The organism is Streptomyces sp. NPDC002795 (assembly GCF_042888725.1).
In the GTDB taxonomy this organism is placed as follows: domain Bacteria; phylum Actinomycetota; class Actinomycetes; order Streptomycetales; family Streptomycetaceae; genus Streptomyces.
In genome coordinates this window covers 729,164-742,963 of record NZ_JBIAQB010000002.1, presented here as the reverse complement: position 1 = coordinate 742,963, position 13,800 = coordinate 729,164, and the positions used below count along the sequence as shown (strand labels likewise).

Annotated in this window: 11 protein-coding genes; 6 read left to right on the top strand and 5 right to left on the bottom strand. The window is 67.8% G+C overall.

Going from position 1 to position 13,800, the window contains the following annotated elements; translation table 11 throughout:
- Positions 1 to 54 precede the first annotated feature (54 nt).
- Positions 55 to 762, bottom strand: a complete 708-nt coding sequence (locus ACFYWS_RS08025) for a DUF4232 domain-containing protein (RefSeq protein ID WP_389271005.1) — start codon at positions 760 to 762, stop codon at positions 55 to 57.
- A 185-nt stretch (positions 763 to 947) separates the two neighbouring features.
- Here ACFYWS_RS08025 and ACFYWS_RS08020 point away from each other — a divergent pair, with 185 nt between their 5' ends.
- Entirely contained in the window at positions 948 to 2,267 is a 1,320-nt protein-coding gene (locus ACFYWS_RS08020) for a helix-turn-helix domain-containing protein (protein WP_389271002.1), read from the top strand.
- 31 nt (positions 2,268 to 2,298) lie between these two features.
- On the opposite strand, the gene ACFYWS_RS08015 is transcribed toward ACFYWS_RS08020, so the two are convergent.
- Complete coding sequence (locus ACFYWS_RS08015) at positions 2,299 to 3,732, bottom strand: MFS transporter (protein WP_389270999.1); 1,434 nt, start codon at positions 3,730 to 3,732, stop codon at positions 2,299 to 2,301.
- Between the two features lie 119 nt (positions 3,733 to 3,851).
- On the opposite strand from ACFYWS_RS08015, the gene ACFYWS_RS08010 reads away from it, so the two are divergent.
- Positions 3,852 to 4,442, top strand: coding sequence for a TetR/AcrR family transcriptional regulator (locus tag ACFYWS_RS08010; protein WP_389270996.1), 591 nt, complete (start codon positions 3,852 to 3,854; stop codon positions 4,440 to 4,442).
- Positions 4,443 to 4,504: 62 nt separating this feature from the next.
- Here ACFYWS_RS08010 and argS read toward each other — a convergent pair whose 3' ends face one another.
- Complete coding sequence (gene argS, locus ACFYWS_RS08005) at positions 4,505 to 6,265, bottom strand: arginine--tRNA ligase (protein ID WP_389270993.1); 1,761 nt, start codon at positions 6,263 to 6,265, stop codon at positions 4,505 to 4,507.
- A 140-nt stretch (positions 6,266 to 6,405) separates the two neighbouring features.
- Between argS and ACFYWS_RS08000 the strand changes: the two genes are divergently transcribed.
- On the top strand, positions 6,406 to 8,283 hold the full coding sequence (locus tag ACFYWS_RS08000) for a lysine--tRNA ligase (RefSeq protein WP_389270990.1): 1,878 nt from the start codon (positions 6,406 to 6,408) through the stop codon (positions 8,281 to 8,283).
- Between the two features lie 74 nt (positions 8,284 to 8,357).
- Here the strand turns inward: ACFYWS_RS08000 and ACFYWS_RS07995 are convergent, their stop codons facing one another.
- Entirely contained in the window at positions 8,358 to 9,107 is a 750-nt protein-coding gene (locus ACFYWS_RS07995) for a hypothetical protein (protein WP_389270987.1), read from the bottom strand.
- 350 nt (positions 9,108 to 9,457) lie between these two features.
- On the opposite strand from ACFYWS_RS07995, the gene ACFYWS_RS07990 reads away from it, so the two are divergent.
- The 3 genes from ACFYWS_RS07990 to ACFYWS_RS07980 are packed head-to-tail and all read left to right on the top strand — an operon-like array spanning position 9,458 to position 12,692.
- The gene (locus tag ACFYWS_RS07990) at positions 9,458 to 9,826 is read left to right on the top strand and encodes a hypothetical protein (RefSeq protein ID WP_389270984.1); all 369 of its coding nucleotides are present in this window, start codon (positions 9,458 to 9,460) and stop codon (positions 9,824 to 9,826) included.
- Entirely contained in the window at positions 9,826 to 11,922 is a 2,097-nt protein-coding gene (locus ACFYWS_RS07985; RefSeq protein WP_389270981.1) for a hypothetical protein, read from the top strand. The genes ACFYWS_RS07990 and ACFYWS_RS07985 overlap by 1 nt, the downstream gene beginning before the upstream one ends.
- Entirely contained in the window at positions 11,919 to 12,692 is a 774-nt protein-coding gene (locus tag ACFYWS_RS07980; protein WP_389270978.1) for a hypothetical protein, read from the top strand. The genes ACFYWS_RS07985 and ACFYWS_RS07980 overlap by 4 nt, the downstream gene beginning before the upstream one ends.
- 60 nt (positions 12,693 to 12,752) lie before the next feature.
- Here ACFYWS_RS07980 and ACFYWS_RS07975 read toward each other — a convergent pair whose 3' ends face one another.
- Positions 12,753 to 13,253 carry a hypothetical protein gene (locus ACFYWS_RS07975; protein WP_389270975.1) on the bottom strand — a complete coding sequence of 167 codons (501 nt, stop codon included), beginning with the start codon at positions 13,251 to 13,253 and terminating at the stop codon, positions 12,753 to 12,755.
- Positions 13,254 to 13,800 lie beyond the last annotated feature (547 nt).

The following is a 13,800-nucleotide window of genomic DNA, read 5'->3' as shown; positions in this document are numbered from 1 at the left end:
TGCGTCGTTCAGAGAACGGGTGCGTGCGCCCGAGGGTTCCCGGTGCGGCCGGTGTCACCAGCTGATGGCGTCGTCCATCGACTGCTGCCAGTACGTGACCTTCAGCGAGTCGTCGATGTGGAGGCCTTCGGCGGGCAGCGACGGGTGGGCCGGGGTGAGGTCCTCGCTGCCGGCGCGGCTGGAGAAGTGGACGGCCAGGGACTTCTCCGTGTGGCCGTGCGCGCCGCTGCCGTCGGCGGCGGACAGGTTCACGGAGGCGTAGCCGGACTCACCGGGCTTGAGCGTGACGACGGCCTGCGGCTTGGTGCCCTCGTCGACCGGGGGCACGGACTGGGCCTCGCCGAACTGTACGGCCGGGTAGCCGTAGAGGTAGCAGGTGTTGGAGCCGGTGTTGGTGACCGTGAGCAGCATGTGGTTGAGGGGGCGGTTCAGTGGGGCCGCGACGGTCTTGGTGTTGGAGCCCTGGCAGGTGACCGTCCTGTTGGAGGACACGGGGGTCTTTGACGCGGGGGCGTTCGCGGCGGGCTTCGAAGCGGCGGGCTTCGAGGCGGCGGGCGCGGGGTCCTCGCTCGCGGCCGGCTCCTGCGAGGCCGGAGCGTCGGTGGCGGAGGACGAGGTCATGGGCGAACCCTTCGACGCGCCTTCGTCGTTGACTCCCGTCCCGTCGTTGCACGCGGTCAGGGAGAGCGCGGCGAGGGTGATGGTCGCGGCGGCGGTGAGGAGACGGGTACGGGAGGTGCGGGAGGTGCGCTGAGCAGTCATCGGTCGGGCCCCTTCGGTGGTGCGGTGGGTGTGGTGCTTTGATGACTGGAGCTTGTGGGGTGATCCGTCCCAGCCGCCACGTATGCCGGGGAGTTCGGGACACTGGAACGCCGAAACGGGCTCTGACCTGGGGAGATGGCCACCCCCTGGAATGCGGGACCGGGACGCGGGGGATGGAGAAACGGATGTCTGAGGACTCGGGGGACGGCTTCGCCGCGCTGCTGCGGGAGCTGAAGGACCGCTCGGGGCTGAGCTACGGGACGCTCGCCAAGCGGATGCACATGAGCACGTCGACGCTGCACCGCTACTGCAACGGCACCGCCGTGCCGAACGACTACGCCCCGGTGGAGCGCCTGGCCCGGCTCTGCAAGGCGACACCGGACGAACTGGTGGAGCTGCACCGCCGGTGGATCCTGGCGGACGCGACCCGAGGAAAGAAGGCACCCCAAGCCCCGCCGACGACTGAGGCGCGGGGCCCGGAGCAGAGCCCCGAGAGCCCCCAGACCTCCGCCACGCCTCCCGCGCCGGCTCCCGCACCCGCGCCCCACGACCCTGACGCCCTCGTCGTCGCCGGCCCGCCGACCGGTGCCGCGTCGCCACGCCCCCGTCGCCGTACCGCGCTGATCGCCTCCGCGGCGGCGGCCGTGGTCCTGGGGGCCGTGGTCCTCGCCGTGAACCTGCCGTCCGGCGGTGCGGACGGCGCGGGCGGCGACGGCGAACGGCAGGCGGCCCGCCCCGGCGTCACCGCCTCGACGACCGGCACCGGCCGCCCCCACGCCGGAAAGTCGTCCGCCGCCGCCGTTACCCCTTCCCCGAGCGGCAGCGGCGGCGCCCGGAGCGGCGACCCGTCCGCCCCGGCGAAGAGCGGCGGGGCGGACGCGGCAGCGCCCGGCGGCCAGGACGGCGGCGCCGCGCCGCTCAACGTCGCGACCCGCCCCTACGTATACGACAGCCCGTGCAGCCAGCACTTCCTCGTCGACAGCGCACCCGAACAGGTCGGCCCGCCCGCGAGCGAGCAGGACGCCCCGCGCTGGGCCGCCGCGTACGGGGCGGTCTCCTCGGGCGAACAGCGCGTCGCCCTCACCGTGCAGGGGACCGGCGAGGAGACCGTCGTCCTGGAGGACCTGCACGTACGCGTCGCCGGGAAGGCCGCCCCGCTCGCGTGGAACGACTACTCGATGGGCGTCGGCTGCGGCGGCAACGTGGGGACCAAGTCGTTCGACATCGACCTCGACAACGGCAGCCCCTCGGTCACCGTCAAGAACGGCCAGCGCGACTTTCCGTACAAGGTCAGCGAGTCCGACCCGGAGGTCTTCTACGTCACCGCGCACGCCAAGGCGCACGACGTCCGCTGGGACCTCACCCTCGACTGGTCGAGCGGTACCCGCCACGGCACCGTCCACGTCGACAACGGCGGCACCCCGTTCCGTACGAGCGGAAACTCCGGCCGCCCCGGATACGACTACCCGCTGGGCGGCAGCGAGTGGATCGAGCGCGAGGGGTAGGGCCACACCACGTACGGTCCGGAGCTTTCGCTCAGTGGCCGTGCGCCTGCTCCGGCGCCCGCCGCGGCAGCAGCCGCAGCACCGGCAGGCAGGCCGCCGTCACCACGAGGACCACGGTCAGGGAGACGGTCATCGCGTGGGCGGGGGCGCCCGCGTGGAAGTAGACCGTGGTGACGACCGCCGAGCCGAGGCCGTTGGCGAGCTGCTGGATCGCGGTGAGGGAGCCCGACGCGCTGCCCGCCTCCTCGGCGGAGACGTCGCCGAGGGCGAGGTCGAAGACCGTGCCGAAGCAGCAGCCCATGCCGAGTCCGGTGAGGAAGACCGCCGGGGCCATCGCCCAGAGGGAGAGCCCGGTGCCCTGGGCGACGACCAGCATCAGCAGCCAGGCGCCGCCCGCGAGCGTGAGGAGCAGGCCGAGCGTCACCACGTTCCGGCCGAGCTTCTTCGTCAGCCCGCCCATGGTGGCGAACGCCGCGACGATGATGCCGAGGGTGAGCGGGAGCAGCCCGAGCGCGGCGTCGCCGGGGGCCGCGCCGAGGCCCTGCTGCATGAACAGCGAGATCACGTAGATCAGACCCGAGGTCACCGCGAAGAACATCAGACCGAGGAGCAGGGCCGATGTGAAGCCCTTGTTGCGGAGCAGGGACGGCTTGATCAGGGGATCGGGCGCGGTGCGCTGGCGGCGGAGGAACAGCGCCAGGAAGAGCAGCCCCGCCGCGAGCGAGCCGAGGGCGAGAGGACCCCAGCCGCTGCTGGAACCCTCGATCAGTCCCAGCATCAGGCCGAACATCGTCGCCGCGAGCAGCACCGAGCCGCGGGTGTCGACGGTGACCGTACGGTCGCCCTCGTCGCGCGGCAGCAGCCTGGCGGCGGCGAGGACGCCGACGGTGCCGAGGATCAGGTTGATCAGGAAGATGGGCCGCCAGGTCAGGCCCGCGATGTCGGCGTCGATCAGGAATCCGGCGAGGATCGGGCCGCCGACCGATGACAGGCCGAGCAGCGGGCCGAAGAGGCCGAACGCCTTGCTCAGCTGCTCCCGCGAGAAGTTCCGCGTCATGATCGCCATGCCCTGCGGGATCAGCAGCGCGCCGAACGCGCCCTGGAGGACGCGGGCGACGATCAGCAGCGCCGGGTCGGGGGAGAGGCCCGCGAGCGCGGAGGCGAGCGTGAAGCCCGTCATGCCGATCAGGAACAGGCGGCGCTGACCGTACTTGTCGCCGAGCCGCCCGCCGATGACGAGCAGCACGCCCATCGCGAGGGCGTACGCCGAGCCGAGCCACTTGACCAGGGCTTCGCCGCCTCCGATGTCGGCGACGATCGTCGGCGCCGCGATGTTGGTGACCGTCGAGTCGATCATGTCGAGCGCGTCGGCCAGCAGGACGAGCGCGAGGACCGTCCAGAAGGCGGCTTTCGAGAGCGTGCCCGCTCCCGTCGTATGCGTGGGGGTGGTGTCTGTGGACGTCATGGCGGGCTCCTTCCGGTGTGCTGACGACCTCCATTGCCATTTCAGAAAACCATAGCGACTATGAAAACGCAATCGCTACGACTTTGAAGTGAGTAGGGGGTGGCGGTTATCGTGAGGGCATGACGCAGACGCAGCAGACCCCCGGCCGTCGTGAGCGAAAGAAGGCCGCCACCCGCAGGGCGCTCTCCGACGCGGCGCTGCGGCTCTTCCTTGAACGCGGCTACGACAACGTGAAGGTCGCCGAGATCGCGGCCGCCGCCGACACCGCCCTCACCACGCTGTTCGCGCACTTCCCCGGCGGGAAGGAGGCGCTGATCCTCGGCGACAGCGAGGAGCGCAAGGCGTCACTGACGGCGGCCGTGCGCGAGCGCGCCGAAGACCTCTCCGTCCTGGACGCGCTGCATGAGTTCATGGCCGGACGCGGCATGTTCTCCGACGACCTCGACAACGAGTTCCGGCGCAGGCTCGACCTCGTCGTCACCACCCCCGCCCTGCGTCGCTACGCCCGCACCCTGTGGGTCGACTGTGAGCACGCACTGGCCCAGGTCATCGCGGAGGAGACGGGGGCGGACGCCGACGAGGTCGGGCTGCGCCTGCTGTCCCGGTACATCCTCGAACTGCCCGACCTCGTCGCCACCGACCCCGCCCCCCGCGAATCCCTGGCCGCCGCGTTCGACCGCTTCCGGCGCGGCTGGCCCGAGCTGGCCTGAACGCGCCGCGGCCCGCCCTCCCGGAACGGGAGGGCGGGCCGCGGCGCACGTACAGGTGCGGGTCAGAGCTTCTCGGGCGTGCGGATGCCGAGCAGCGCCATCCCGCGGTGCAGCGTCCGCGCCGTCAGGTCGCACAAGAAGAGGCGGTTGGCCACCTGCTCCGTCGAATCCGCCTTCAGGACCGGGCACTTGTCGTAGAACGACGTGTACAGCGACGCCAACTGGTACAGGTACGCCGCCAGCTTGTGCGGCGCGTACTCGGCCGCCGCCTCGAAGACCGTGTCACCGAACGCGTCCAGGTGCAGTCCCAACGCCCGCTCCGCCGGGGCCAGTTCGAGCTCCGCGTGCGCGGCCGGAGCCGTAGAACCCGCCTTGCGCAGGATCGACTGGATACGGGCGTACGCGTACTGGAGGTACACCGACGTGTCACCGTGCAGCGACACCATCTGGTCCAGGTCGAACTTGTAGTCCCGGCTCGGCGACGTCGACAGGTCCGCGTACTTCACCGCACCGATACCGACCTGCGTGGCCCGCTCCTGGATCTCGTCCTCGGTGAGGTCCCGCGCCTTCTCCCGCACGACCTCGGCGGCACGCTGCACCGCCTCGTCGAGCAGGTCCTCCAGCCGCACCGTCTCACCCGCACGCGTCTTGAACGGCTTGCCGTCCGCGCCGAGCACCGTGCCGTACGCCATGTTGTGCGCGGACACGTCGTCGGAGAGCCAGCCCGCGCGCCGCGCCGTCTCGAAGACCATCTTGAAGTGCAGCGACTGCCGCACGTCCACGACGTAGAGCAGCGACGTGGCGTCCAGGTCCGTCACACGGTTGCGGATCGCCGTCAGGTCGGACGCCGCGTAGCCGAAGCCGCCGTCCGCCTTCTGCACGATCAGCGGGACCGGCTGGTCGTCCTTGCCCTTGATGTCGTCGAAGAACACGACGAGCGCGCCGTCCGAGCGGACCGCGACACCCGTCTCCTCCAGGATGCGGGCCGTCTCCGGCATGCCGTCGTTGTACGCCGACTCGCCGACGATCTCGTCGTCCCGGATCTCCATGTCGAGCTTCTCGAAGACCGAGTAGAAGTAGACCTTCGACTCGTCGACGAACCGCTGCCACAGGTCGAGGGTCTCCTTGTCGCCGGACTGGAGCGCGACGACCCGCTTACGGGCCCGCTCCTTGAAGTCCTCGTCCGCGTCGAAGACCGCACGCGAGGCCTTGTAGATCCGGTTCAGCGTCGACATGGCCTGCTCGCCGTCGGCGTCCGCACCGGCCTTCGGCAGCTCGTCCGGGTGCTCGATCACGTACTGGATGAGCATGCCGAACTGCGTGCCCCAGTCACCGATGTGGTGCCGGCCGATCGTCTTCTCGCCCGTGAAGTCGAGCATGCCGCGCAGCGCGTCACCGATCACCGCGGACCGCAGATGCCCGACGTGCATCTCCTTCGCCACGTTCGGCTGCGCGTAGTCGATGACCGTCGTGCCGGGGACGTCCTTCAGCGGCACGCCGAGCCGGTCCGTGTCGGCGGCGCGCGCCGCGAGGGTGTCGGTGATCGCCCTGTCGGTGACCGTCACGTTCAGGAAGCCGGGGCCAGAGACCTCGACGTCGGCGATCAGCTCGCCGTTCGTGATCTTCTCGACGACCTGCGTCGCCAGCTCCCGCGGGTTCGCCTTCGCCTTCTTGGCGAGGGCCAGGATCCCGTTGGCCTGGTAGTCGGCCCGGTCGCTACGTCGCAGCAGCGGGTCCGCGCCGCCGGCCTCCGGCAGGGCGGAAGTCAGGGCGTCGGCGAGGCGTGCGTTGACGTTGGCGGTGATGGACTTGACCGGGGCCATGTAGGGGCTGCCGTTCTGGTCGGGGTGGGCTGGAATGCACCACCAGTATCCCAGAGCCGTGCCGCGAAGCCGTAACGCGTTTTCGTTCCGCACCGGGAAGCTGGGAGAATGGGGTGGGCAGACATGAAGCCCCACCCCGGATGCGAAGAGAGGGACAACCGATCGTGGCCCAGAGCACAGGCGCCGAGCCCACCGAGAACACGGACTGGGTCTCCCGATACGCGGACGATGTCATCGCCGAGTCCGAGCGTCGTGCCCCGGGCAAACCGGTCGTCGTCGCCTCCGGCCTCTCCCCGTCCGGCCCGATCCACCTCGGCAACCTCCGCGAGGTCATGACCCCGCACCTGGTCGCCGACGAGGTCCGCCGCCGCGGACACACCGTGCGGCACCTCATCTCCTGGGACGACTACGACCGCTACCGCAAGGTCCCGGCCGGCGTCCCCGGCACCGACGAGACCTGGGCCGAGCACATCGGCAAGCCGCTGACCTCGGTCCCGGCCCCCGCGGGATCCGCGTACCCGAACTGGGCGGAGCACTTCAAGGCCGCCATGGTCCAGGCCCTCGCCGACCTCGGCGTCGAGTTCGACGGCATCAGCCAGACCGAGCAGTACCAGGCCGGTACGTACCGCGAGCAGATCCTGCACGCGATGAAGCACCGCGGCGACATCGACGCGATCCTCGACCAGTACCGCACCAAGAAGGACCCGGCCAAGGGCGGCAAGAAGCAGCAGCAGAAGCCGCTCGACGAGGCCGAGCTGGAGGCCGCCGAGGGCTCCGGCGCCGCGTCCGAGGACGACGGCAGCGGCGGCGCCGGCGGCTACTACCCGTACAAGCCGTTCTGCGGCCAGTGCGGCAAGGACCTCACCACCGTCACGTCGTACGACGACGAGACCACCGAGCTGTCCTACACCTGCACGCTCGACGGCTACACCGAGACCGTCCCGCTGTCGGAGTTCAACCGCGGCAAGCTGGTCTGGAAGGTCGACTGGCCGATGCGCTGGGCCTACGAAGGCGTCATCTTCGAGCCCTCCGGCGTCGACCACTCGTCGCCGGGCTCGTCGTTCCAGGTCGGCGGCCAGATCGTCGACCAGGTCTTCGGCGGCAAGCAGCCCATCGGCCCGATGTACGCCTTCGTCGGCATCTCCGGCATGGCCAAGATGTCGTCGAGCAAGGGCGGGGTCCCCACCCCCAGCGACGCGCTCCAGATCATGGAACCGCAGCTGCTGCGCTGGCTGTACGCCCGCCGCAGGCCCAACCAGTCGTTCAAGATCGCCTTCGACCAGGAGATCCAGCGGCTCTACGACGAGTGGGACAAGCTGAACGCGAAGGTCGCCGACGGCACCGCGCTGCCCGCCGACGCCGCCGCCCACAGCCGCGCCATCGGCGTCGCAGGCCGCGCTGTGTCTTCCCGGGGGGCAACCCCCGGACCCCCGGCCGGACAGGCAGGCCCGACAGCCGACGGCACCCGCGCGGCCGAGGTCGGGATCCGCGAACTGCCCCGCACCCCGCGCCCCCTGCCGTACCGCACGCTCGCCTCCGTCGCCGACGTCACCGCGGGGGACGAGGAGCAGACCCAGCGGATCCTCTCCGAACTCGACCCGGACAACCCGGTCACGGACCTGGACACCGTCCGCCCCCGGCTCGACAAGGCCGAGGCCTGGATCACCAAGTACGTACCCGCCGAGTCCCGCACCATCGTGCGCACCGAGCCCGACACCGAGGCGCTCACCGCACTCGACGAGCAGGGCCGCGAATCCATCCGCCTGCTCCTCGAAGGCCTCGACGACCACTGGTCGCTCGACGGCCTGACCCACCACGTGTACGGCGTTCCCAAGGTGCAGGCCGGCTTCCCCGCCGACGCCACCGCCAAGGAACTCCCCGCCGAGATCAAGGTCGCCCAGCGCTCGTTCTTCGCGCTGCTCTACCACCTGCTCGTCGGCCGCGACACCGGACCGCGACTGCCCACGCTGCTCCTCGCCGTCGGCGCGGACCGCGTGCGCAAGCTGCTCGGCGCGTAACGGGTCACCGGACACACGTGAGGGGCGGCACCGGATCCGATCCGGTGCCGCCCCTCACGCATGCCACCAGGGCACTACGCCTCGCTCATCATGTCCTGCTCGAAGCGGACCGCGAACTGGTTCATGTACCGGTCCACGTCGTCCGGCGTCAGCCGCTGCCTGTACTGCGCCTCCACGTTCGCCGCGAACACCTTCTTCGTGGGATACCCCTCGCCGTCTATCGCGTTCCGGAACACCTGATAGAGCTCGTCGTCCGTGGGCTCCTCGACGAGTTCCGGAGCGCCGTCCCCCATCGGCCGCGTCCCGCCCGCCCCGTTGGGCACCGGGAACTGCGGCTCCTGGAACTGCGGTTCCGGCTCGGGCTCCGGGGCGCGGGGAGCCGGCACCGGCACCTGGGCCCGCGGCGACCGCTCCTCGTACCGGCCCTGGTGCTCCGGCTCGGGAACGGACACCGACGGCTCGAAGTTCGGGTCGTAACCACCCCGGTACTCCTTCCGCGGCTGCCCGTTGAACGCCGGCGGGACATAGCCCACATCCTCGGAGGGCGCCTCGGGCCGCGGCTGCGCCGAGGGGAGCTGGGCCGGAGCCTCGCGCGGAGCCGCCGGAAGCAACTGCGGGTCGATGCCCGCCGCCGCGAGACCCTCCGGCGCGGTCTGCGACAGCGGCACCCCGTAACGCGCCAGACGCAGCGGCATCAGCGACTCCACCGGAGCCTTCCGCCGCCACCCCTTCCCGAACCGCGAACGCAGCCGCGCCTGATAGACGAGCCGCTCCTGCTCCAACTTGATGACCTGGTCGTACGAACGCAGCTCCCACAGCTTCATCCTTATCTCTAGTCAACGGCACGTCTCTACAGGTGGAGGCGCAAAAGAGATGTCTGGGATGTGAGTTACGCGGGCACCTAAAGGTGCTGCAGGCCTGCTTTCAGGCGTGGCTACTTGGCTCGCGTTCTTCTGGAGCTGCAAGGGCACTTACACCATCAACAGAATCAAGCCACCGTGTTCGCTCGGCACCTGAAACGATCGACGTGGACATACCATCCTCCTACAAGTCGCAGTGAACAGCAGGATCTTTGGCCTGCAGGACCGAGCTGTGACGGCCACGCATGGGGGAGTTTGTCGTGACAACATCGGCCGATCTTCTGCTCACAGCCGCTGCCTCTATGGGGGGAGCCATGGGCACCGAACTCTGGAAGCCCGCCCTCAAGAGCCTGGTCACATTCCGACGCCGTCGTCACGGTGGTGCAGCTGAGGGTGAAACCGAGGCGGTGGCTCGACTCGACTCGCTGGAGCAGGTAGTAGCGGCTGCTGAGCCTGACCAGAGGGAGGCGATGATCAACGCTGTGGAGCCACAGGTGCGCGAGATTCTGGCCTCCTGCGTCGGCGACGAGCCCGACACAATCCAGGAGCTCCTCGATGCGCTGAAGGCGCAGGGTGTGGAGCCGCCTACCGATGCCTCAGTGAAGCAGGACGTTAAGAACAACTTCGTCTTCGGCAACCAAAACGTTGCTGGCCGGGACAACAACTTCGGAGGAGCTCGCTGATGTCGTTGCCGACCCCGCCTGAGCCCTCGGTGGAACAGGACGTCAAGGACAATGTCGTCCATGGTGACCAGAACGTTGCTGGCCGGGACAACAACATCACGAATTACCTGACCGGACTGCGGCGCTTGCGCCCGCGTGCGATCAGCCCTGACACGTTGATGCCGGCCAACCGCTTCGTCACCCCTGGCGACGAGAAAGACACCAGCTTTGACAGGGCTGGTCAAGCGATCCGAACCTCCTACGGGAGCACAGCCGCCCGCATCGTGGTCCTGCTGGCTCCCGAGCAGCATGGCCGCAAGTCGGCAGCGCTCCGTCTGCTGGCCACCACAAACCTCCCGTCTGATCGCTTCTTCGAACTACGGCCTGACTGGGATGAACCGGACGTCGACTGCCTGCCCGTAGAGCGCGGCGCGGGCTATCTCCTCAACCTGCGTGGTGTTACTCAGTCCCTCCCCGATGCTTTCTACAGCGATCTAGCGACGTATGCGTCCACGCTGCGTAATGCAGGCAGCTACATGGTCATCACTGCCACGAGGGCCGTCTGGTCCCAGGCGCGAGCAGGCGCGCTCCATCCCGAGATCTTCGTGGTGGAGATCGATCGCCCAAAGCCCGGTGATGTTGTCAAGAAGTATCTGGAGAGCAAAGAGCAGACGCGGGATCGCTCTGGCTGGATTGACAACGAAGAAGGCGTGTTCTATGGCCTTTTGCCGAAAGGTTGCGCACCCGGTGAAGCGGTTCGGCTGGCATCGATCATTGCAAGGGCCAAGCACGTCACAGACAAGGAAGCTCTTGATGAGTACAAGGGCTGGGAAAACCACCTGAGGGACTGGTTCAGCGCCGGAGGCCGGGAAGGAGTCGAAACGCGAGCCGTCCGAATCGCTGGCGCCTTCCTGGATAAGGCGCCAGCTGCGGTAGTGCTGAACAGTGCTGACCTCCTGCTTGAGGCCCGCAAAGTCAACCTACCCATGCCTGAGGGTGGGCTCCTCGCGATGCCGGACGCACCGACGCGCCTCGAGCCAGCAGATATGTCCTTCAATGAGGCTACTGGTGTTGCATCACTTGACCACGAGTCGCAAGGGCCAGCAATCCTGCGATACCTCTGGACGAGGCACACGCAGCTGACTGAGGAGGTGCTCACCCAGTGGCTCCAGGACATCAGTCAGGGGCCGGCCGAGGGTCACCTTGAAGCGCTCGCTTCTTCGCTCACTCAACTTGCTGAGACGGTGGGCATAGAGCCCCTATTCGATCTGGCAGAAGGCTGGCTCCGTAACGGCAGTAAGCAGCATCTGGAGCTTGTCGGCGACCTCATTTCCGATCTCGCCGTGCACGCTACCCTGGGGAGTCAGGCCAGGGTTGAGCTGGCGAAGTGGGCCGCAGGGAGATCGGAACCGACACGCCAACGTGCCGTCGCCCGAGCTTGCGCAGGTTCCTTCGGGAAGGAGTACCCCAGCCAAGCTTTGACCCGAGCTCGCTACATCATCAACTCGCCGGGTTCTCAGGACCCGCAACAGGTGGCACAACGGGAAGCCATCGAAGCTGTGCGTACGTTGGCCGCGGATGGGGATCTCGCACCTCTCGTGACCGACACCGTCGTCCATTGGATCACGAATTCAGGTAAGCCGACCGGAACGGCATGGAGCGTCTTCTACGACGTCTTCACCGTTCCCTCTAGCGTCGATCAGCTTGATAAGACCCCTCTGGCAGTGGCGCTCAATCAGACGGGTAAGGCAGGCAAAGTAGTACGTCGACGCCTTCTAGAGGGATGGGAGCACATCGTTCAAAACGGTGAAGATTTGCCCCAAGCCCAGAAAGTTCTGCTGACCTGGCGCCGGAGCGCTGAGGACGGTTTGTTGCCAGAGGGCCCCGTGGTCGAAATCATCATCGCACTCAGCCGGGTTACGGGCATCGCCAAGGCTCCCCTGCGGGATGTCGTAAAGCCTGACGGCCGGTTGAAGGACGCCCTACTCGCTTCCCTTTTTGTGGAGTATCAGAGGGCGTACGGCGTGGCACCGGGTGGGCCTGCCGTGCCATTCGCGCCCACGCCGGCACAGCAGACCGTTCCTGACTCACCTGAGGCGGATTCCGCGGCACCATGATTCGAGTTCTTGGCTGGCGAAGGGGGCGACGATTCTTCAATCGTCGCTCCCTCTCGGCATCACTGGAAAGCAAGGATCGCGGGTTGTACTTCCGTGCGACCGTCCACTACCGCTGGCGCATTAACGGTGAATCCTCCGCCCCCCGACCCCTAGCTCCCGATGGCCTGGCGCGCCACCTCCTCACAGCAGCGCTGGAGGGTGTGGCTGGCCAGTATCGGATGCTGGACTTTGGCGCGGCAGAGGACGCCATGAACACTGCGCTCTGTCAGGAAATATGGGATGCCGAGCAGCGCATCGGTGTTGAGGCAGGCGTGCGCCTTAGGATCACCAAGGCAGATAAACAACTGGCACAGCAGCGGGCTGAAGAAGAAGTAGTTCTGCGGTCAGCACATGCACGACAGACTGTCGAACTCGAGCTACTGTTCGATCGGCTCACTGATCAGACCCTCGGACCGGTTTGGTGGGTCAGCCGGTATGCCGAGCTTCAGTTCGCGACCGGCGACCCGGAGAAGAAGGTCGAGTCGTTCCTACGCGCCTTTGCCGTGCTGCAGAAGGCGCTTCATGCCGCCAAGGTCGATCAGACCAGTGACGAAAAACTCCTCGTCCGAAGTAAAATAGAGGAAGTGTTCAGCGTTATCGAAGACAAGGAGTCGCTGGATCTCGCAGTCCAGGTCATGAACCGCACCTTGGAACACCTTGGAATAGGCAGTACGGCAGGATTCAACGGCAGCGGACGTAACCTCGCACAGGAGCCGCGCGCAGAGTTTTGACCAACTATCCCCGCACAAGGGCGCCCCGTTGAGCGCCATCTGATCTGCATCGCCCTGGCTTCACACAGCGATGACACCGCCGCCGGTATCGTGCACCACTTCCTGCCAGGCGAGGGCAGGGCATTCGGCGATGAGCAGCGCGTTGAGCCCGTCCGGCCCGCCATCTGCCGCAACTCGGGCGAACGCTTCCTCTTGGAGAGGGAAGTTTCCTTGGAGGGCGTCACAGTGTTGGCACCCGTTGGCCAGGTACCGGGCACGCATGGTCTCGCTGTATCGGAGCCTCACGGGCGCCGTCAGATCCGTCAGGCCGTGTCGCTCCAGAAGGCCCACGGCGAGTGTCATCGTCCGGGCGTTCTCCGTGGTGAAGAGCCCGCAGTACCCGCGTGCTGGCCGAGCCGGATAGAGACCGACGATGCAGGTGGTGCCCCTTCCGCACTTCCAACAGGATCGGTTCAGTCCGAGAACACGAAGGAGCAGGCCGGGAGCGGCCCCGGGCGGTGGTGCAGCGGGCAGGGTGAGCTCGTCGGGGTCAAAGTCGTCCGCCTCGACGAGCTTGTCCACGTGGCGGCACGTCGCGCAGCGCACCTCCCAGGTGCCTCTCTCACTTCTCCGTACGAACCCACCGTGTGCAGCCACCCACACGGAACAGGATGAGCACCCTCCTGCGAACCGGTTCTCCACGTCCTCCCTTTCTACGATTCGGCCGTCTCGAGGTGAGTGGCGGGTTCAGGTTCGCGTGGGTGCAAGGGCCCGCCTGGCACCGCTTTGCTCAACTGCTGCTCATGGATCTCTGGACGGAGCGCATCTCGGCGAGGAAAGCCGGGCTGAAGAGGCCAGCGCGCAGAGGAGTCCGTTCCAACCGAGGCGCCTTCAGGCGCCACAGCCATCGCCCATAAGCCTGTCGCAGCCGGGCACGCTCGTGCTGCCAGCGGCTCTCCCACTTCAGCGCTTCCCGGTAGGTGAGACCGGGGTTGTCCAGCGTCCATAGGTACAGGCGCCGTGCCATGAGCGGAGCCAGGAGGAAATGGATGGGCCGCACCGGGCTCTGCCTCCTGGCCATGCGCTGTTCCTCCTTCGGCGGGACTGTGTTCAGCACCGGCATCGTACG

What these genes read in the sequence shown, in the direction of transcription:
- ACFYWS_RS07985 (WP_389270981.1), top strand. Translation starts at nt 9,826, where the DNA reads ATGTCGTTGCCGACCCCGCCTGAGCCCTCGGTGGAACAGGACGTCAAG.
- ACFYWS_RS08010 (WP_389270996.1), top strand. Translation starts at nt 3,852, where the DNA reads ATGACGCAGACGCAGCAGACCCCCGGCCGTCGTGAGCGAAAGAAGGCC.
- ACFYWS_RS08020 (WP_389271002.1), top strand. Translation starts at nt 948, where the DNA reads ATGTCTGAGGACTCGGGGGACGGCTTCGCCGCGCTGCTGCGGGAGCTG.
- ACFYWS_RS08025 (WP_389271005.1), bottom strand. Translation starts at nt 762, where the DNA reads ATGACTGCTCAGCGCACCTCCCGCACCTCCCGTACCCGTCTCCTCACC.
- argS (WP_389270993.1), bottom strand. Translation starts at nt 6,265, where the DNA reads ATGGCCCCGGTCAAGTCCATCACCGCCAACGTCAACGCACGCCTCGCC.
- ACFYWS_RS07990 (WP_389270984.1), top strand. Translation starts at nt 9,458, where the DNA reads ATGGGCACCGAACTCTGGAAGCCCGCCCTCAAGAGCCTGGTCACATTC.
- ACFYWS_RS08000 (WP_389270990.1), top strand. Translation starts at nt 6,406, where the DNA reads ATGCGAAGAGAGGGACAACCGATCGTGGCCCAGAGCACAGGCGCCGAG.
- ACFYWS_RS08015 (WP_389270999.1), bottom strand. Translation starts at nt 3,732, where the DNA reads ATGACGTCCACAGACACCACCCCCACGCATACGACGGGAGCGGGCACG.
- ACFYWS_RS07995 (WP_389270987.1), bottom strand. Translation starts at nt 9,107, where the DNA reads ATGAAGCTGTGGGAGCTGCGTTCGTACGACCAGGTCATCAAGTTGGAG.
- ACFYWS_RS07980 (WP_389270978.1), top strand. Translation starts at nt 11,919, where the DNA reads ATGATTCGAGTTCTTGGCTGGCGAAGGGGGCGACGATTCTTCAATCGT.